Origin of the sequence: Ectopseudomonas guguanensis (genome assembly GCF_900104265.1) — a bacterium.
Classification (GTDB): Bacteria; Pseudomonadota; Gammaproteobacteria; order Pseudomonadales; family Pseudomonadaceae; genus Aquipseudomonas; species Aquipseudomonas guguanensis.
In genome coordinates this window covers 166,770-183,665 of the sequence record NZ_FNJJ01000008.1, presented here as the reverse complement: position 1 = coordinate 183,665, position 16,896 = coordinate 166,770, and the positions used below count along the sequence as shown (strand labels likewise).

Sequence of the window (16,896 nt, the reverse complement as noted above, 5' to 3'; positions counted from 1 at the left end):
AAGCCTGAAGCTTCATTTCAGTGCTGCCTTCAGCTCGGCTTCGATAGCCGCGCGGTCGAGCTGCTGGCCGATCAGCACCAGGCGGCTCACACGCGGCTCGTCGGCCTGCCAGGCGCGGTCGAAGTGGCGGTCGAAGCGCTGGCCGACGCCCTGCACCAGCAGGCGCATGGGCTTGCCAGGGATGGCAGCGAAGCCTTTCACCCGCAGGATGCCGTGCTTGGCCACCGCATCCTTCAGGGCGGTCAGCAGGCGTGCCTCCTCCGCTTCGGGTAGTTCCACGTGGAACGAGTCGAATTCCTCGTGATCGTGGTCGTCGTCTTCATCGTCGTGATGGGTGCGGCGGCTGTCGATATGCAGCTCGGTTTCGCTGTTCAGGCCCAGCAGCACATCCAGCGGCAGCTCGCCGCCGTGCGCCTCGATCACCTTGACCGCTGGCGGCAGCTCTTCGGCCACCTCGGCGCGCACCGCGGCCAGTGCCTCGGCATCGAGCAGGTCGGACTTGTTGAGGATCACCAGGTCGGCGCTGGCCAACTGGTCGGCGAACAGCTCGTGCAGCGGCGACTCGTGGTCGAGGTTGGGATCAAGCTTGCGCTGCTCGTCCACCTGATCGGGGAAGGCGGCGAAGGTGCCGGCGGCCACTGCCGGGCTGTCGACCACGGTGATCACCGCATCGACCGTGCAGGCGTTGCGGATTTCCGGCCAGTTGAAGGCCTGCACCAGCGGCTTGGGCAGGGCGAGGCCACTGGTCTCGATCAGGATGTGGTCAAGATCGCCACGACGCGCCACCAGCTCGCGCATCACCGGGAAGAACTCTTCCTGGACGGTGCAGCACAGGCAGCCGTTGGCCAGCTCAAAGACGCGGCCGTTCGCTTCTTCCTCGCTGCAGCCGATGGAGCACTGCTTGAGGATCTCGCCATCGATACCCAGCTCGCCGAACTCGTTGACGATCACCGCGATACGGCGTCCTTCGGCATGGGCCAGCAGGTGGCGCAGCAAGGTGGTTTTGCCGGCACCGAGAAAACCGGTGACGATGGTGACAGGCAGTTTGGCGAGGGTTTTCATGGTGGCCCCGTGGCGTCGGTCAATTCGGCGGACGGGTACGGGCAGACAGGCACGCAGAGGCATGCTGGCCGCATCGGATCACCCCGTCCGAGCAAGTGGCTGGTCAATCGAGGCAGGTCTCCTGGCTCACGGCTTGCGCGGCGCGCATCCCTTCACCTTCCCGCCGGTTGGCAGTGGTCTAACGAAGGGCATAACCGTTCACAGTTGCGGGGGCAGCCAGGGCATCGACCCTGTTCCCTCTTAGCTTCGCCGCGCTTCGGCGGCGAAGAACCTCGAAAGCGAGAAGGCTACGCAGGCCGCGGCGGCCGGTCAATCGCGGTTGACCGCTGGCAGGTGCCATGATGAGCTACGCCACCGCTCAGCCCGAATACCGCTCATGTTGCCGACTGCCTCCACCCCCCCATCCGCCTCACCGACACAGGTCGTCGCCGGGCTGGGTTGCCGCCGCGGCTGCAGCCGGGACGAGCTCCTCGAACTGCTTATCCACAGCCTGGTTCGACATGAGCTGACGCTGAACAATCTGGCCGGCCTGGCCAGCATCGCCCACAAGCGCGAGGAAGCCGGCTTGCACGACCTGGCCGAATATCTGGGCCTGGAGCTGGTGTTCTTTTCGCCTGAGCAACTGGCTGGCTATCAGACGCCGACAGTCGCCAGCGCCCTTAGCCAAGCCACCACCGGCAGCCCCGCCGTAGCCGAGCCTTGCGCATTGGCCTTGGCAGCGCGCATGGGAGCCTCCGCCCGCCTATTTGGCGAGAAAGACCGCAGCGCCAGCGCCACCTGTGCGCTGGCCATATTCGATAGAGAACCCGCATGACCGTCTACTTTATCGGCGCCGGCCCCGGCGACCCCGAGCTGATCACCGTCAAGGGCCAGCGCCTGATCCGTTCGTGCCCGGTGATCCTCTATGCCGGCTCGCTGGTGCCCGAAGCGGTGCTGCAGGGCCACAGCGCCAATCAGGTGGTGAACACGGCCGAGCTGAATCTTGGGGAAATCGTCACCCTGCTGCATCAGGCCCATAAGCGCGGCCAGGACGTGGCCCGGGTGCATTCCGGTGACCCTTCGCTGTACGGCGCCATCGGCGAGCAGATTCGCGAACTGCGTGCTCTGGGCATTCCGTTCGAGATCGTCCCGGGCGTCACCGCCACCGCCGCCTGCGCGGCGCTGCTGGAATCCGAGCTGACGCTGCCGGGTATCGCCCAGACGGTGATCCTTACCCGCTATGGCACCACCTCGCCAATGCCCGAGGGCGAACAGCTAGAGGATCTGGCCAGGCACCGCGCAACCATGGCCATCCACCTTGGTGTGCGCCAACTGCCGGCTATCGTCAGCGAACTGCTGCCGCACTATGGCGCCGACTGCCCCATTGCCGTTATCCACAGGGCCAGTTGGCCGGATCAGGACTGGGTACTGGGCACCCTGGCCGATATCGAGGAGAAAGTGGCTGCCAAGGGCTTTCGTCGCACGGCATTGATCCTCGTAGGGCGGGTGCTCGATCCGGGCTCCTTTGCCGAGTCGGCGCTATATGACGCCAGGCATCGTCACCTATACAGGCCATAAGTCTCTAAAAGTTAAAGACTGTAAAAAATCTCCGGATTCTCGCAGCAGAACCGGAAACCTGAGCGCTCAGCGCCAGAGATGAGAACATCTGTTAGGATCATTTTGCGAAGGCGAACACGGCAGCAGGCAGCCCGGCTCTTTGAAACTTATTTTAATCTGAAGCGCTTCCCTTCCCGGGGTATCGAGTGAGTACTCACTCAAACAACTCTGCCCCTCGAGAAAGCGAAATAGAAACAGATCTCTATTGGCGAAATACAGGTTCAGATCCTGTGGTCCATTCCAGCCCGACTTACGGGGAATAAGGAATCGCCAATGCCCCTCTCCCAACGCTTCCCCTTTCAATTTAACTGAAGAATAGTTTTCATCTATCTTCATCGTGGGATAGACCATGCCAAAGACATACGTCCCCACAAAGCCCAGATCTGGCTCGATTACATTACGGCGAAATGCGCTATGTAAAGTAGGAGAATCATCTTTGCCATGTGCGTATCGTACTTCGATACTGCCCAAGCTTTTACTTTCTTCAAACTCTGCACTCGGTACGGTTGGTGTGTATTCATACGTGCGACAGCCAGCCAGAACGAGCACCCGCAGAACAACCAACATCCGACAAGAAAGAAGTTTTGATTCAGTCACCGTAACACTCCACACAATCAGACGCCCCATGATTGGCTAGATCGATAGCCAGGGTAGTGGGATCAGCAGTCCGATAAACTCGTACGAAGAGCTTCACCGCCCCACCTCTGATGACATGATGATCCTCGTTGAGGCGCTCCATACGCAGCCCCTGCGAAGCGAAGTGGCGAGTCATGGCCGATAATATCGAGTCCAGCTTCATGCGCGAGTAAAGACGCGGCATAAGCCTCTCACCTGAAAGCCCGAAAGCCTCGACGTTAATACCTAATAAATTAAGTGGTTGTTCCAAGGAAAAAGCCAATGGCAATTGATTACCAGCATAATAATTCACACCACAATTACAGGGCGACATTAATCTTGGGTCATCGACAGGCAGAGCTTTAGTACCAAGGTGACCTGCACGAAAGTTACGCCAGGGCAATGGCTTTCCGGTTTTAACCAGACTGTGGTAATAGCTCTGGAGGAATTTATAGAAATCCGTCGAAAGTGGCTCTGGCTCCGTGGTTTTACCGAGCCCTCGAAGAGGGCCATCGCCCATCCGCGTAATACCAGTGGAAGTTTTTATTCGCCCATTGATACTTTGCATAGGGCTCAAACAGACCAAACTGCGAACCATGATCATATCTGCCTGTAGCGCCTAGGCGCTGCCCCTCAAAGCGGACTTCCTGGCGGGCTTTTTCCAATGTCCTCTCGTCGGGCCAGATCATGCCGATCAGCCCGCTACCTGGCTCCATCAGGACAACAGGGCCATTAGCATTGCGCGAGACAGCACGACTGAGGTCTGGAGCAACCAGCAACAGACCGTCACCGCCATATGGCGCAACTGAGTACTTGCGTAGCTCGCCTGTCGATGCGGACAGAGCCAAACTGAATTGAGGAAACACCCGCAGATCGGGATTGCTCTGCGGCCACCCAAGCATGGTGAACGTGCTGAGCGGGACTGCCAGTGGTACACCCGTCTCATGGATGCGAATCAGCTGTGCACCTGTCTTGAAGTGCTCAAATGACAGAATCTCCTTGCCCGTACCCACCGCCAGCAGTGTCCTGTCATCTCCTAGCAGATAATAGCGGCTGTTGCTCTGGTACCAGTCCCCGACCGGTTGAAGCGAATTCCCCTTATAGGAAAACCGCCGGCCCCGATCCAGAAATTCATTGACCTCACTTATCGATATGGCGCGGCCAAAGCCTGGGATTTCCAAGCCATGCGCAGGTGTTGCCTGCAACGCTGGACTTGAGAGCACAACAGCAACGATGCCAAGCCAGCGCAATGCTAGCGGTAGAAATCTCATCCTTGATTATCTCCTTAGCTCACTGACTCCAAGAGAGGCAAAACAAGCCCCTCTTAGATAGCTCTGAAAAGCCATTTACCATCGCATTGCATCAAGGGGAGCGCACAATCTCCTACGCTCCCACACTCTCGAGGGCTGGTGACTATTCCAGAGCGTTCCCTGACATGCTACCTGTTCTGTCCGCTGCAAAAAAATGCTCGCAGGGCAACAGAAGCGAGCAGCGACTGAACCCCTGATAGCCTGGCGAGAAACTATACAAACCGCTGAAAGCCTCTTAATAGGTGGCTTACAGATGCTTATCAACAGGATAGAAAGCCTGTTATCCAGATGCTCTGTGGATAGCGAACAAGTAGGCGAACAGTTTCTGTACAAGTCGCTGAAAGGCCCTGACTATCAAGGCCTTAGCGAGGTATCACGAGGATACCCACAGGGTGATCCACGTCATCTGTGAGCAACTGCTCACAGCTGCACCTCGACCCGCTTGATACCCAGAGTCCGCAGTTCCGGCATTAGTGCATCTAGGCTGGCAAAGGTCTGCACCTGCTCGTCTTCATCCACCAGAAAGAAGCTGCGGCCCGCTTCTTTCTTGAACAACACGATCCACTGCGTGGTATTGGCCGGGTTGACCATGATCTGGGTGTCGAACAGAACGCCCTCGGCCGTTCTGCGTTTTACATCTGCGCGCTTCATCCGCTCTCCTGTTCCAGCCTGTCAGGGGTGCGCCTGCCGAAAAGCCTGGCAGGCGGACGGACAGTGTAAGGGATGAGGTGGCCCCACTTGCCCAGCTGGTGAACTGAACCGATTCATGCTTATATATGCTTCATATACGAAACATATAAAGGAAACCAATATGGGTATCGTCAATATCGATGACGAGCTGCATGACCAAATCCGCCGGGCGAGCAGCGTCTCGGGCCGCTCCATCAATGCCCAGGCAGGCTTCTGGATTCGCATCGGCATGCTCTGCGAAATGAATCCGACGCTGAGCTTCAATGAGGTGATGGCCGCCGAGATGCGCGCGGCCGGTGTGGCGGTACCGCCACGTATGGCGGACGCATCATGAGCAAGACGCCCGAACAGATCGCCCTGATGGCGGAGTCCGGAAGATTGCTCGCGTCCGTGTTCGGCTATCTGGATCGCCTGAATCTGCTCGGCATGTCCACTCTGCAGGTCAATGACCTGGTGGATAAGTACATCGTGGAGGAACTTAAGGCACGTCCGGCGAGCAAAGGGCAGTATGGTTTCGCCTACGCCATGAACACGTCGCGCAACGAAGTGGTGTGCCATGGCGTACCCAGCGCAAACGAGATTCTGCGTGATGGCGATCTGGTGAATTTCGACATCACCCTGGAAAAGAACGGCTACATCGCCGATTCGAGCAAGACCTACCTGATCGGCGAGGTGACGGATCAGGCTCGTCAGCTCGCCCGAGTGACCTATGAAGCGATGTGCCAGGGCATCGCAGCCGTGAGGCCAGGCGCCCGCCTCGGCGATATCGGCCATGCCATCGAATGGCACGCTCGCGCCCACGGCTATTCGGTGGTTCGCGACTACTGCGGCCACGGTATTGGCCGGGAAATGCACGAACCACCGGAAGTGCTGCACTGGGGCAAAGCCGGCACCGGCCTGACGCTGCGCGAAGGCATGACCTTCACCATCGAGCCCATGCTCAACCAGGGCAAGGCGGATGTCCGTACCCTGCGCGACGGCTGGACGGTGGTGACCTGCGATGGCCAGCTCTCGGCGCAGTTCGAACACACCGTGGCGGTCACCCGTGAAGGCGTTCGCGTGCTTACGCTGCGCCCGGAAGAGCTGCACCTGAGCAGCGTTTCGGCGTGATAGAAACGCAAAAGCCCGTCCATCTGGACGGGCTTTTTCTTCCCGGGCGGCCTTATTCGACCGTGACGCTTTTCGCCAGATTGCGCGGCTGGTCGACGTCGGTGCCCTTGAGCACGGCCACGTAGTAGGACAGCAGCTGCAGCGGCACGGTGTAGAGGATCGGCGCGAGCAGGTCGTGGATGTGCGGCATGGCCACCACATGGGTGCCCTCGCCGTTGCTCATGCCGGCCTGCTGGTCGGCGAAGACGATCAGCTCGCCGCCACGGGCGCGCACTTCCTGCAGATTGGACTTGAGCTTCTCCAGCAGCTCGTTGTTCGGCGCCACGGTGACCACCGGCATGTCGGCGTCCACCAGGGCCAGCGGGCCGTGCTTGAGCTCGCCGGCCGGGTAGGCCTCGGCGTGGATGTAGGAGATCTCCTTGAGCTTGAGCGCGCCTTCCATGGCCACCGGGTACTGCGCGCCACGCCCGAGGAACAGGCTGTGGTGCTTCTCGGCGAACAGTTCGGCGATCTTCTCCACGGTCTTGTCCATGGCCAGGGCTTCACCCAGACGGGTCGGCAGGCGACGCAGCTCTTCCACCAGTTCGGCAGCCAGCGCCTTGTCCAGCGTGCCATGCACCTGGCCGAGGGCCAGGGTCAGCAGCATCAGGCCGACCAGCTGGGTGGTGAAGGCCTTGGTCGAGGCCACGCCGATTTCCGGGCCGGCCTGGGTCAGCAGGCACAGGTCGGATTCGCGCACCAGCGAGCTGGTGCCGACGTTGCAGATCACCAGGCTGGCCAGGTAGCCGCCCTGTCCTGGCGCCTTCTCCTTGGCGTTGCGCAGCGCAGCCAGGGTGTCGGCGGTCTCGCCGGACTGCGACACGCTGACGAACAGGGTATCCGGCTGCACCACCACCTTGCGGTAGCGGAACTCGCTGGCCACCTCGACCTGGCAGGGAATGCCGGCCAGCTCTTCCAGCCAGTAACGGGCGACCATGCCGGCGTGGTAGCTGGTGCCGCAGGCGACGATCTGTACGTTCTTCACTTTGGCGAACAGCTCGGCCGCCTGCGGACCGAAGGCCTGCACCAGCACGTGGTCGCTGCCCAGGCGGCCTTCCAGGGTGCGTTGCACCACCTTGGGCTGCTCGTGGATTTCCTTGAGCATGAAGTGGCGATATTCGCCCTTGTCCGCGGCCTCGGCGCCTTCGTGGTACTGCACGGCTTCGCGCTGCACCGGCTGGCCGGCGGCGTCCCAGATCTGCACGCCGTCGCGACGGATCTCGGCGATGTCGCCTTCTTCCAGGTACATGAAGCGGTCGGTGACCTGGCGCAGGGCCAACTGATCGGAGGCGAGGAAGTTCTCGCCCAGGCCCAGGCCGATCACCAGCGGGCTGCCACTGCGCGCGGCGAGCAGGCGGTCCGGCTGGCGGGCCGAGATCACCGCCAGGCCATAGGCGCCATGCAGTTCCGGAATCGCGGCCTTGAGCGCAGCGCTGAGGTCGCCGAGCTGCTGCAGCTTGTGATCGAGCAGGTGGACGATGGTTTCCGTGTCGGTATCGGAGGTGAAGACGTAGCCCAGGCCCTTGAGGCGCTCGCGCAGTTCTTCGTGATTCTCGATGATGCCGTTGTGCACCACAGCCAGCTCGTGCCCGGAAAAGTGTGGGTGAGCGTTGCGCTCGCTGGGCGCACCGTGGGTGGCCCAACGGGTGTGGGCAATGCCCAGGCGCCCGGCCAGCGGCTCGGCGTCCAGCGCGGCCTGCAGTTCGCTGACCTTGCCGACGCGGCGTCGACGATCGAGCGCGCCATGCTCGGTCAGGAGCGCCACACCGGCGCTGTCATAGCCGCGATACTCCAGACGCTTGAGGCCCTCGACCAGGACCGGGGTGATGTTGCGCTCAGCAATGGCGCCAACGATTCCACACATGGGGCTCTCCTTTTTTAGTTTTCCAGCGCCGCGAGGATCAGCTGAATGCCGCGCGCGCGTATCTGTTCGGCCGCCTGGGCATCCAGGCGCTCGTCGGTGATCAGGGTATGGACGCTGCTCCAGGGCAGCTCCAGATTGGGAATGCGCCGGCCGATCTTGTCGCTCTCGACCATGACGATGACTTCACGGGCCACCTCGGCCATAACCCGCGAAAGCCCGAGCAACTCGTTGAAGGTGGTGGTGCCTCGCTCCAGGTCGATGCCATCGGCGCCGATGAACAGCTGGTCGAAGTCGTAGGAGCGCAGCACCTGCTCGGCCACCTGGCCCTGGAAGGACTCGGAATGCGGATCCCAGGTGCCGCCGGTCATCAGCAGCACCGGCTCGTGCTCGATATCGCGCAGGGCGTTGGCCACGTTGAGCGAGTTGGTCATCACCACCAGACCAGGCTTGTAGCCAAGCTGCGGAATCATGGCCGCCGTAGTGGTGCCGCTGTCGATGATGATGCGCGCATGCTCGCGGATGCGTGCCACGCCGGCACGGGCGATGGCCTGCTTGTAGGGAGAAATGGGCTGCGTCGGCTCGCTGATCAGCTCCTGCGGCACCGGCACTGCGCCGCCATAGCGGCGCAGCAGCAGGCCGTTCTTTTCCAGGGCAGCGAGATCCTTGCGAATGGTCACTTCGCTGGTGGCGAAGTGCTGAGCCAGAGCGTCCACGCTCACTTCGCCCTGCTCGGCGAGCAAGGCGAGGATAGTGTGACGACGTTGCGGCGTGTTGCGCTTCGACATGCTTAAGTTTCGATTCGAAAGATAATGGCGCGAATCAAAACATAAGCAGCTGCAAGCTGCAAGCTGCAAGCTTCAGGCCTCAGGCTTCAGGCTTCAGGCTTCAGGCTTCAGGCTTCAGGCTTCAAAACCTGGGCAAATCTCGATCGCTTGGCAAGCTCTGGCTTGCAGCTTGTGGCTTGAAGCCTGTAGCTGCCCTTTTCAGTTCAGCGTCAGTTTGACCCCGAAACCGACCAGGCACAGTCCTGCCAGCTTCTCCAGACCTCGCGCGATACGTGGGCTGGCGCGCATGCGCTCGGCGAGAAAGTGCGTCAGCAGCACGATCAGCAGGCCGTAGAGGAAAGTCAGCACCATGATGGTCACGGCCATGAAACCGAAAGTAATCAGCCCCTGATGGCGCTGCGGGTCGATGAACAGCGGGAAGAAGGCCATGTAGAAGATGATGGCCTTGGGGTTGAAGACGGTGATCACCAGGGTTTGCCACAGGTATTGGCGCGGCTTGATGTCCAGCGTCGGCGCAGCACCTGGCTTGGCCAGGATCATGCGCAGGCCAAGGTAGATCAGGTAGGCCGCACCGAGCCATTGCACGACATGGAAGGCCGCCGGATAGGCCTTGAGCAGCGCGGCAACCCCGGCCACCGCCAGCCACAGCAGCACCTGATCGCCGAAGATGATGCCGAAGGTCGAAGCCAGCCCGCCGCGAATCCCGCCCTTGCCGGTGGACAGGATCAGCGCCAGGTTACCCGGCCCGGGAATGGCCAGCAGGATGATGAAGGCCACCACGAAGGCGGGGTAATCCGTCACACCGAACATACAGGACTGCCTCCGGCAGGTTATCCACAGGCCTGATTATCCAGGCTAGGCCGCACTCACTTCTTGGTCGGCCGCTTCCAGCCTTCGATATTGCGCTGCCTGGCCCGGCCGACTGCCAGCGTGTCCGCGGGCACGTCGCTGGTCACCACCGAACCGGCGCCCGTGGTGGCGCGGTCGCCCAACGTTACCGGTGCCACCAGCGCGCTGTTGGAGCCGATGAAGACGTCCTCGCCCATGACGGTGCGGAACTTGTTGGCACCGTCGTAGTTGCAGGTGATGGTGCCGGCACCGATGTTGGTTCGCGCGCCGATTTCGGCATCGCCCAGGTAGCTCAGGTGGCCGGCCTTGGCGCCCTCGCCCATGACGGCGTTCTTCAGTTCGACGAAGTTACCCACATGGGCCTTGGCGCCCAGTTTGGTGCCGGGGCGCAGGCGGGCAAACGGGCCACAGTCGGCGCCCTCGCCCATCTCGGCGCCGTCCAGGTGGCTGTTGGCCTTGACGATGGCGCCCTTGCGCAGCACCGAGTCCTTGATCACGCAGTTGGGGCCGATCTGCACATCGTCTTCGATCACCACCTTGCCTTCGAGGATCACGTTGATGTCGATGGTCACGTCGCGGCCGACGCTCACCTCACCGCGCACGTCGAAACGATGCGGATCGCGCAGGGTAACGCCCTGAGCCATCAGGCGGCGGGCGATACGGTGCTGGTAGTGGCATTCGAGCTGGGCCAGCTGGATGCGGTCGTTGGCGCCCAGCACCTCCATCTCGTCGGCGGCACGCTCGGTGGCCACGGTCAGGCCATCGGCCACGGCCATGGCGATCACGTCGGTCAGGTAGTACTCGCCCTGGGCGTTGCTGTTGGACAGGCGACCCAGCCAGTCGGCCAGACGCTTGCCCGGAACGGCGAGGATGCCGGTATTGCCCTCGCGGATCTGCCGCTGCGCTTCGCTGGCGTCCTTGTGCTCGACGATGGCCTGCACCACGCCATCGGTGTCACGCACGATGCGGCCATAGCCGGTCGGGTCGGCCAGCTCGACGGTGAGCAGGCCCAGCTGGTTGTCGCTGACCAGGGCCAGCAGACGCTCGAGAGTCGCGGTCTCGATCAGCGGCACGTCGCCATAGAGGATCAGCACACGCTCGGCGCTGAGCTGCGGCAGGGCCTGGGCCACGGCATGGCCGGTGCCGAGCTGCTCGGCCTGGATGACGAAATTCAGATCATCGGCGGTCAGGCGCTCGCGTACCTTGTCGGCGCCGTGGCCGATCACCACCTGGATGCTGCTCGGCTGCAGGCGCCGCGCGGTGTCGATGACATGCCCCAGCATGGGCTTGTCGGCGACCGGGTGCAGCACCTTGGGCAGCGCCGAACGCATGCGCGTGCCCTGGCCGGCGGCAAGAATGACGATATCCAGACTCATAGAAGGCTCCTTGCTGGGCAGGATTTGACCGCGGCCAGAGGGAGCCGCGAAAAAAGTGCTAGTTTGCCAGAAACGCAAAGGGGCGACCTAAGTCGCCCCTTTGCGTGATACCGCGATACGCGATCAGCGGCTGCGGCCGCCGAACTTCTTGCGCATCTCTTCGATGGTGCGCAGCTGGGCAGCAGCCTCGGCCAGGCGTGCCGAAGCACTGCCGTAGTCGAACTCGGTGCCCTTCTCGCTCAGCGCCTTCTCGGCAGCCTTGCGCGCTTCGATGGCAGCGGCTTCATCCAGGTCGCCGGCACGAACAGCGGTGTCGGCAAGCACCTTCACCATGCTCGGCTGAACTTCCAGGAAGCCACCGGAGATGTAGAACACCTCCTCGGTGCCACCCTGCTTGATCACTCGCACCGGACCCGGCTTGAGATCGGTCAGCAGCGGGGTGTGGCCCGGCAGGATACCCAGGTCACCGAGGTGACCGTGGGCGATGACCATTTCCACCAGCCCCGAGAACAGCTCTTCTTCCGCACTGACGATATCGCAGTGGACTGACATAGCCATAAAAATGCCTCGGTTGAGAGGCCGGATCGGGCAGCTGCCCTATCCGGCCCGGACGCCCTCTGGAGGGCGCACCCGTTACTTACAGTTTCTTGGCTTTCTCGATGGCTTCGTCGATGCCGCCTACCATGTAGAACGCTTGTTCCGGCAGGTGGTCGTAGTCGCCTTTGAGAATGCCGCTGAAGCCGGCAATGGTGTCCTTCAGGGACACGTACTTGCCCGGGGCACCGGTGAAGACTTCAGCCACGAAGAACGGCTGGGACAGGAAGCGCTGGATCTTACGAGCGCGCGCTACCAGCAGCTTGTCGTCTTCGGACAGTTCGTCCATACCCAGGATCGCGATAATGTCCTTCAGCTCCTTGTAGCGCTGCAGAACATACTGAACGCCACGAGCGGTCTCGTAGTGCTCCTGACCGATCACGTTCGGGTCCAGCTGACGGCTGGTGGAGTCCAGCGGGTCAACGGCCGGGTAGATACCCAGGGAAGCGATGTCACGGGACAGTACGACGGTGGCGTCCAAGTGGGCGAAGGTGGTCGCCGGGCTCGGGTCGGTCAGGTCGTCCGCAGGTACGTAGACGGCCTGGATCGAGGTGATCGAACCTTTCTTGGTGGAGGTAATACGCTCCTGCAGAACGCCCATCTCCTCGGCCAGGGTCGGCTGGTAACCTACTGCCGACGGCATACGGCCGAGCAGTGCGGATACTTCGGTACCGGCGAGGGTGTAACGGTAGATGTTGTCGACGAACAGCAGAACGTCACGACCTTCGTCACGGAACTTCTCGGCCATGGTCAGGCCGGTCAGCGCGACGCGCAGACGGTTGCCTGGTGGCTCGTTCATCTGACCGTAGACCAGGGCTACCTTGTCGAGAACGTTGGAGTCCTTCATCTCGTGGTAGAAGTCGTTACCCTCACGAGTGCGCTCACCCACACCAGCGAACACGGAATAACCGCTGTGCTCGATGGCGATGTTACGGATCAGCTCCATCATGTTCACGGTCTTGCCCACACCGGCACCACCGAACAGGCCGACCTTACCGCCCTTGGCGAACGGGCAGACCAGGTCGATTACCTTGATACCGGTTTCCAGCAGGTCGTTGCCGCCGGCTTGCTCGGCGTAGCTCGGTGCCGGGCGGTGGATTTCCCACTGCTCTTCTTCACCGATGGGGCCGGCTTCGTCGATCGGGTTGCCCAGCACGTCCATGATCCGGCCCAGGGTCGCTTTACCGACCGGTACGGAGATGGCCTTGCCGGTGCTGTTGACGTCCAGGCCACGCTTGAGGCCTTCGGTCGAACCCATGGCAATGGTACGTACCACGCCGTCGCCCAGCTGCTGCTGGACTTCCAGGGTGGTTTCAGCGCCCTGTACCTTCAGGGCTTCGTATACGTTCGGTACCTGATCGCGCGGGAATTCCACGTCGATAACGGCGCCGATGATTTGAACGATACGTCCGCTACTCATCTTTGGTTCCTCTGAATATTTGAACCGTTCTTAAACCGCGGCAGCGCCGCCGACGATTTCCGAAATTTCCTGGGTGATCGCTGCCTGACGAGCCTTGTTGTAAACCAGCTGCAGGTCCTTGATGAGTTCACCGGCATTGTCGGTTGCGTTCTTCATCGCGATCATCCGCGCAGCCTGTTCGCACGCGCTGTTCTCGACCACGGCCTGATAGACCTGCGACTCGACGTAGCGCACCAGCAGCGCATCCAGCAGTTGCTGGGCGTCCGGCTCGTACACGTAGTCCCACAGACCTTTCTGTACGCCTTTCTCTTCACTCGCAGCCAGCGGCAGCAGCTGCTGCACTTCCGGCTTCTGCACCATGGTGTTCACGAACTTGTTCGAGACCAGGTACAGGCGGTCGATACGGCCTTCGGCGTAGGCATCCAGCACGACCTTGACGCTACCGATCAGGTCGTTGATGGACGGCTCTTCACCCAGCTTGCTGATGGCGGCAACCACGTTGCCACCGTTGCTGCGGAAGAAGCTCGCGCCCTTGCTGCCCACCACGCAGAAATCGGCATCGACCTTCTGGTCGCGCCAACCCTTCAGGCTTTTGAGCAGCGCCTTGAACAGGTTGATGTTCAAACCACCGCACAGACCACGATCCGTGGTCACCACGATATAACCGACGCGCTGTACATCACGCTCCACCATGAACGAGTGGCGGTATTCCGGGTTCGCCTTGGCCAGGTGACCGATCACCTGACGAATACGCTCGGCGTAAGGGCGACCGGCAGCCATGCGCTGTTGAGCCTTGCGCATTTTGCTGACCGCCACTTTTTCCATGGCGCTGGTGATCTTTTGCGTGCTTTTGATGCTCGCAATCTTGCTGCGAATCTCTTTTGCGCCTGCCATTTCACACCTTTTGGTTCAAGCAGGCGGGGGCCGAAGCCCCCGCTGCGGTTACCAGGTTTGGGTGGCCTTGAACTTCTCGATACCGGCTTTCAGGCCAGCGTCGATTTCGTCGTTGAAGTCACCCTTCTCGTTGATCTTCGCCATCAGGTCGGCGTGATCACGCTTGAAGAAGGCGATCAGGGCCTGCTCGAAGCTGATGATCTTGGCGACTTCGACGTCCTGCAGGAAGCCACGCTCGGCTGCGTACAGGGACACCGACATTTCGGCAATGGACATCGGCGCATACTGCTTCTGCTTCATCAGCTCGGTTACGCGCTGACCATGCTCGAGCTGCTTGCGGGTGGCTTCGTCCAGGTCAGAAGCGAACTGGGCGAATGCCGCCAGTTCACGGTACTGAGCCAGAGCGGTACGGATACCACCGGAGAGCTTCTTGATGATCTTGGTCTGAGCCGCGCCACCGACACGGGATACCGAGATACCGGCGTTGACGGCCGGACGGATACCCGAGTTGAACATGGCCGATTCCAGGAAGATCTGACCGTCGGTGATGGAAATCACGTTGGTCGGAACGAACGCGGAAACGTCACCAGCCTGGGTTTCGATGATCGGCAGAGCGGTCAGCGAGCCGGTCTTGCCCTTCACGGCGCCATTGGTGAACTTCTCGACATACTCTTCGGAAACGCGGGAAGCGCGCTCCAGCAGACGGCTGTGGAGATAGAACACGTCGCCCGGGTAGGCTTCACGGCCTGGCGGACGGCGCAGCAGCAGGGAGATCTGACGGTAGGCAACGGCCTGCTTGGACAGGTCGTCGTACACGATCAGGGCATCTTCACCGCGGTCGCGGAAGTATTCACCCATGGTGCAGCCGGCGTACGGAGCCAGGAACTGCAGCGCAGCGGATTCGGAAGCCGAAGCTGCAACCACGATGGTGTTGGCCAGGGCGCCAGCTTCTTCCAGCTTGCGTACCACGTTGGCGATGGTCGACTGCTTCTGACCCACGGCGACGTAGACGCAGCGGATGCCGCTGTCTTTCTGGTTGATGATGGCGTCGACGGCCAGAGCGGTCTTGCCGATCTGACGGTCACCGATGATCAGCTCGCGCTGGCCACGGCCGACCGGGATCATGGCATCGACGGACTTGTAGCCGGTCTGCACCGGCTGGTCGACCGACTTACGCCAGATCACACCCGGCGCCACTTTCTCGACAGCGTCGGTAGCTTGAGCGTTGATCGGGCCTTTGCCATCGATCGGGTTGCCCAGTGCGTCGACGACGCGGCCCAGCAGTTCCGGACCAACCGGAACTTCCAGGATGCGGCCGGTGCACTTGGCGCTCATGCCTTCGGCGAGGGTCAGGTAGCCACCCAGTACCACGGCACCCACGGAGTCTTGCTCCAGGTTCAGGGCCATGCCGTACACGCCACCGGGGAATTCGATCATCTCACCGTACATGACGTCGGCGAGGCCGTAGATGCGCACGATACCGTCGGAAACGCTGACGATGGTGCCTTCATTACGGGCTTGAGCGGATACATCAAGCGACTCAATGCGCTGCTTGATGATTTCGCTAATTTCGGAAGGATTCAGTTGCTGCATGCCAGTTCCCTCAAATCAGGATTTCAACGCTTCGGCCAGCTTGTTCAGCTTGCCGCGGACCGAACCGTCGATGACCAGGTCACCTGCACGAATGACAACGCCGCCGATCAGGGCGGGATTGACCACGGGCTTGGGCTGGACGGTGCGATCGAGCCGCTTGGAAAGGGCGGCAGCCAGAGTTTGCAATTGTTCGGCATTGAGCTCGAAAGCCGACTCGACCTCGACATCGAGGGCGCGTTCGGCTTCAGCCTTCAGCACGGCGAATTGTTCGCGTACCACCGGCAGCAGCGACAGTCGGTCGTTGCTACCCAGCGAGCGCAGGAAGTTGCTGAACGAAGCGTCGATGTGCCCGGCACAGATCTGCGCCAGTACATTGACTTTCTGCTCATCGGTCAACGCCGGGTTGACCAACTGCTGAGCCACGGCCGAGGTCTGAACGGCAGCCGCGGACAGCGACAGCATGTTCAGCCAGGCGTCGGCCTGCTGTGCAGCACTGGCAAACTCAAACGCGGCTTTCGCGTAGGGCCGAGCGAGCGTGTTGGTATTGATCATCGCGAGCCTCGCTTAGAGTTGAGAGGCCAGTTTTGCGACCAGATCGTTGTGCGCAGCGCCGTCCACGGAGGACTGCAGGATCTGCTCGGCGCCGGTGACAGCCAGAGCTGCTACCTGTGCACGCAGTTGATCCTTGGCACGGTTCACTTCCAGATCGATTTCGGCTTTGGCGCCTGCGATCAACTTTTCACCTTCGGAGCGGGCCTGGGCCTTGGCTTCCTCGACGATCGCGTTGGCGGTCTTGTTCGCCCGATCGAGAATTTCGGCAGCTTGCTCTTTGGTTTCACGAAGCATCTGGGCAGCGCGTTCCTGGGCCAACTGCAGATCACGCTCGGCGCGCCCGGCAGCATCCAGACCTTCTGCGATTTTCTTCTGGCGTTCCTGCATGGCCTGCGTCAGCGGCGGCCATACGAACTTCATGCAGAACCAGACGAAAATAGCGAAGGCAATCGTTTGACCGAACAGGGTCAGGTTAATGTTCACAGCGATTTACCTCGTGCTATCTCGTGTTCCGGGGAAGAAAAGCCTGAAGAGGCAGCAACGCATG

General features: G+C 61.3%; 18 protein-coding genes and 1 riboswitch. Of the genes, 4 read left to right on the top strand and 14 right to left on the bottom strand.

Annotated features, from left to right (window positions below; genetic code table 11):
- Positions 1 to 12 precede the first annotated feature (12 nt).
- Positions 13 to 1,062 (bottom strand): cobalamin biosynthesis protein CobW, encoded by a 1,050-nt coding sequence (gene cobW / locus BLS61_RS13610; RefSeq protein ID WP_090431665.1) that lies wholly within the window; start codon positions 1,060 to 1,062, stop codon positions 13 to 15.
- 94 nt (positions 1,063 to 1,156) lie between these two features.
- Positions 1,157 to 1,352: riboswitch (cobalamin riboswitch) on the bottom strand.
- An 86-nt stretch (positions 1,353 to 1,438) separates the two neighbouring features.
- Here cobW and BLS61_RS13605 point away from each other — a divergent pair.
- Positions 1,439 to 1,876, top strand: coding sequence for a cobalamin biosynthesis protein (locus BLS61_RS13605; protein WP_090431663.1), 438 nt, complete (start codon positions 1,439 to 1,441; stop codon positions 1,874 to 1,876).
- Positions 1,873 to 2,619 carry a precorrin-4 C(11)-methyltransferase gene (gene cobM, locus BLS61_RS13600; RefSeq protein WP_090431661.1) on the top strand — a complete coding sequence of 249 codons (747 nt, stop codon included), beginning with the start codon at positions 1,873 to 1,875 and terminating at the stop codon, positions 2,617 to 2,619. The genes BLS61_RS13605 and cobM overlap by 4 nt, the downstream gene beginning before the upstream one ends.
- Before the next feature lie 66 nt (positions 2,620 to 2,685).
- Here cobM and BLS61_RS23475 read toward each other — a convergent pair whose 3' ends face one another.
- The 3 genes from BLS61_RS23475 to BLS61_RS13585 all read right to left on the bottom strand — a co-directional run bounded on the left by BLS61_RS23475 (position 2,686) and on the right by BLS61_RS13585 (position 5,234).
- On the bottom strand, positions 2,686 to 3,285 hold the full coding sequence (locus tag BLS61_RS23475) for a hypothetical protein (RefSeq protein ID WP_167358727.1): 600 nt from the start codon (positions 3,283 to 3,285) through the stop codon (positions 2,686 to 2,688).
- 476 nt (positions 3,286 to 3,761) lie between these two features.
- Positions 3,762 to 4,544 (bottom strand): hypothetical protein, encoded by a 783-nt coding sequence (locus BLS61_RS13590; RefSeq protein WP_090431657.1) that lies wholly within the window; start codon positions 4,542 to 4,544, stop codon positions 3,762 to 3,764.
- A gap of 459 nt (positions 4,545 to 5,003) precedes the next feature.
- Positions 5,004 to 5,234: a hypothetical protein gene (locus tag BLS61_RS13585; protein ID WP_090431655.1), complete on the bottom strand. Its 231-nt coding sequence runs from the start codon at positions 5,232 to 5,234 to the stop codon at positions 5,004 to 5,006.
- 160 nt (positions 5,235 to 5,394) lie between these two features.
- Here BLS61_RS13585 and BLS61_RS13580 point away from each other — a divergent pair, with 160 nt between their 5' ends.
- Both BLS61_RS13580 and map read left to right on the top strand, forming a co-directional pair.
- Positions 5,395 to 5,607 (top strand): ParD-like family protein, encoded by a 213-nt coding sequence (locus tag BLS61_RS13580; protein WP_090431653.1) that lies wholly within the window; start codon positions 5,395 to 5,397, stop codon positions 5,605 to 5,607.
- The gene (map, locus tag BLS61_RS13575) at positions 5,604 to 6,383 is read left to right on the top strand and encodes a type I methionyl aminopeptidase (protein ID WP_090431651.1); all 780 of its coding nucleotides are present in this window, start codon (positions 5,604 to 5,606) and stop codon (positions 6,381 to 6,383) included. Before BLS61_RS13580 ends, map begins: the two co-directional genes overlap by 4 nt.
- A gap of 52 nt (positions 6,384 to 6,435) precedes the next feature.
- Here the strand turns inward: map and glmS are convergent, their stop codons facing one another.
- The 10 genes from glmS to BLS61_RS13525 all read right to left on the bottom strand — a co-directional run bounded on the left by glmS (position 6,436) and on the right by BLS61_RS13525 (position 16,832).
- Positions 6,436 to 8,286, bottom strand: coding sequence for a glutamine--fructose-6-phosphate transaminase (isomerizing) (glmS, locus tag BLS61_RS13570; RefSeq protein ID WP_090431649.1), 1,851 nt, complete (start codon positions 8,284 to 8,286; stop codon positions 6,436 to 6,438).
- A 14-nt stretch (positions 8,287 to 8,300) separates the two neighbouring features.
- Entirely contained in the window at positions 8,301 to 9,071 is a 771-nt protein-coding gene (locus BLS61_RS13565) for a DeoR/GlpR family DNA-binding transcription regulator (RefSeq protein WP_090431647.1), read from the bottom strand.
- 198 nt (positions 9,072 to 9,269) lie between these two features.
- A complete protein-coding gene (locus BLS61_RS13560) occupies positions 9,270 to 9,881 on the bottom strand; it encodes a LysE family transporter (protein ID WP_090431645.1) in 612 nt (203 codons plus the stop codon).
- A 56-nt stretch (positions 9,882 to 9,937) separates the two neighbouring features.
- Positions 9,938 to 11,296: a bifunctional UDP-N-acetylglucosamine diphosphorylase/glucosamine-1-phosphate N-acetyltransferase GlmU gene (gene glmU, locus BLS61_RS13555; protein ID WP_090431643.1), complete on the bottom strand. Its 1,359-nt coding sequence runs from the start codon at positions 11,294 to 11,296 to the stop codon at positions 9,938 to 9,940.
- Positions 11,297 to 11,419: 123 nt separating this feature from the next.
- A complete protein-coding gene (locus BLS61_RS13550) occupies positions 11,420 to 11,854 on the bottom strand; it encodes a F0F1 ATP synthase subunit epsilon (protein ID WP_017676260.1) in 435 nt (144 codons plus the stop codon).
- A gap of 79 nt (positions 11,855 to 11,933) precedes the next feature.
- A complete protein-coding gene (gene atpD, locus BLS61_RS13545; RefSeq protein WP_024306119.1) occupies positions 11,934 to 13,310 on the bottom strand; it encodes a F0F1 ATP synthase subunit beta in 1,377 nt (458 codons plus the stop codon).
- Between the two features lie 30 nt (positions 13,311 to 13,340).
- Positions 13,341 to 14,204, bottom strand: a complete 864-nt coding sequence (gene atpG, locus BLS61_RS13540; protein WP_090431640.1) for a F0F1 ATP synthase subunit gamma — start codon at positions 14,202 to 14,204, stop codon at positions 13,341 to 13,343.
- Between the two features lie 48 nt (positions 14,205 to 14,252).
- A complete protein-coding gene (atpA, locus tag BLS61_RS13535) occupies positions 14,253 to 15,797 on the bottom strand; it encodes a F0F1 ATP synthase subunit alpha (RefSeq protein ID WP_090431638.1) in 1,545 nt (514 codons plus the stop codon).
- Between the two features lie 15 nt (positions 15,798 to 15,812).
- Positions 15,813 to 16,349, bottom strand: a complete 537-nt coding sequence (locus BLS61_RS13530) for a F0F1 ATP synthase subunit delta (protein ID WP_003241383.1) — start codon at positions 16,347 to 16,349, stop codon at positions 15,813 to 15,815.
- A 12-nt stretch (positions 16,350 to 16,361) separates the two neighbouring features.
- A complete protein-coding gene (locus BLS61_RS13525; protein ID WP_090431636.1) occupies positions 16,362 to 16,832 on the bottom strand; it encodes a F0F1 ATP synthase subunit B in 471 nt (156 codons plus the stop codon).
- Between the last annotated feature and the right edge of the window lie 64 nt (positions 16,833 to 16,896).

Bases quoted from the DNA above. Each gene is read 5' to 3' on its own strand.
- BLS61_RS13530 (WP_003241383.1), bottom strand. From the start codon at position 16,349: ATGATCAATACCAACACGCTCGCTCGGCCCTACGCGAAAGCCGCGTTT.
- glmU (WP_090431643.1), bottom strand. From the start codon at position 11,296: ATGAGTCTGGATATCGTCATTCTTGCCGCCGGCCAGGGCACGCGCATG.
- atpD (WP_024306119.1), bottom strand. From the start codon at position 13,310: ATGAGTAGCGGACGTATCGTTCAAATCATCGGCGCCGTTATCGACGTG.
- BLS61_RS13565 (WP_090431647.1), bottom strand. From the start codon at position 9,071: ATGTCGAAGCGCAACACGCCGCAACGTCGTCACACTATCCTCGCCTTG.
- BLS61_RS23475 (WP_167358727.1), bottom strand. From the start codon at position 3,285: ATGGGGCGTCTGATTGTGTGGAGTGTTACGGTGACTGAATCAAAACTT.
- BLS61_RS13605 (WP_090431663.1), top strand. From the start codon at position 1,439: ATGTTGCCGACTGCCTCCACCCCCCCATCCGCCTCACCGACACAGGTC.
- BLS61_RS13590 (WP_090431657.1), bottom strand. From the start codon at position 4,544: ATGAGATTTCTACCGCTAGCATTGCGCTGGCTTGGCATCGTTGCTGTT.
- BLS61_RS13585 (WP_090431655.1), bottom strand. From the start codon at position 5,234: ATGAAGCGCGCAGATGTAAAACGCAGAACGGCCGAGGGCGTTCTGTTC.
- atpA (WP_090431638.1), bottom strand. From the start codon at position 15,797: ATGCAGCAACTGAATCCTTCCGAAATTAGCGAAATCATCAAGCAGCGC.
- BLS61_RS13560 (WP_090431645.1), bottom strand. From the start codon at position 9,881: ATGTTCGGTGTGACGGATTACCCCGCCTTCGTGGTGGCCTTCATCATC.
- atpG (WP_090431640.1), bottom strand. From the start codon at position 14,204: ATGGCAGGCGCAAAAGAGATTCGCAGCAAGATTGCGAGCATCAAAAGC.
- glmS (WP_090431649.1), bottom strand. From the start codon at position 8,286: ATGTGTGGAATCGTTGGCGCCATTGCTGAGCGCAACATCACCCCGGTC.
- cobW (WP_090431665.1), bottom strand. From the start codon at position 1,062: ATGAAAACCCTCGCCAAACTGCCTGTCACCATCGTCACCGGTTTTCTC.
- cobM (WP_090431661.1), top strand. From the start codon at position 1,873: ATGACCGTCTACTTTATCGGCGCCGGCCCCGGCGACCCCGAGCTGATC.
- BLS61_RS13580 (WP_090431653.1), top strand. From the start codon at position 5,395: ATGGGTATCGTCAATATCGATGACGAGCTGCATGACCAAATCCGCCGG.
- BLS61_RS13550 (WP_017676260.1), bottom strand. From the start codon at position 11,854: ATGGCTATGTCAGTCCACTGCGATATCGTCAGTGCGGAAGAAGAGCTG.
- map (WP_090431651.1), top strand. From the start codon at position 5,604: ATGAGCAAGACGCCCGAACAGATCGCCCTGATGGCGGAGTCCGGAAGA.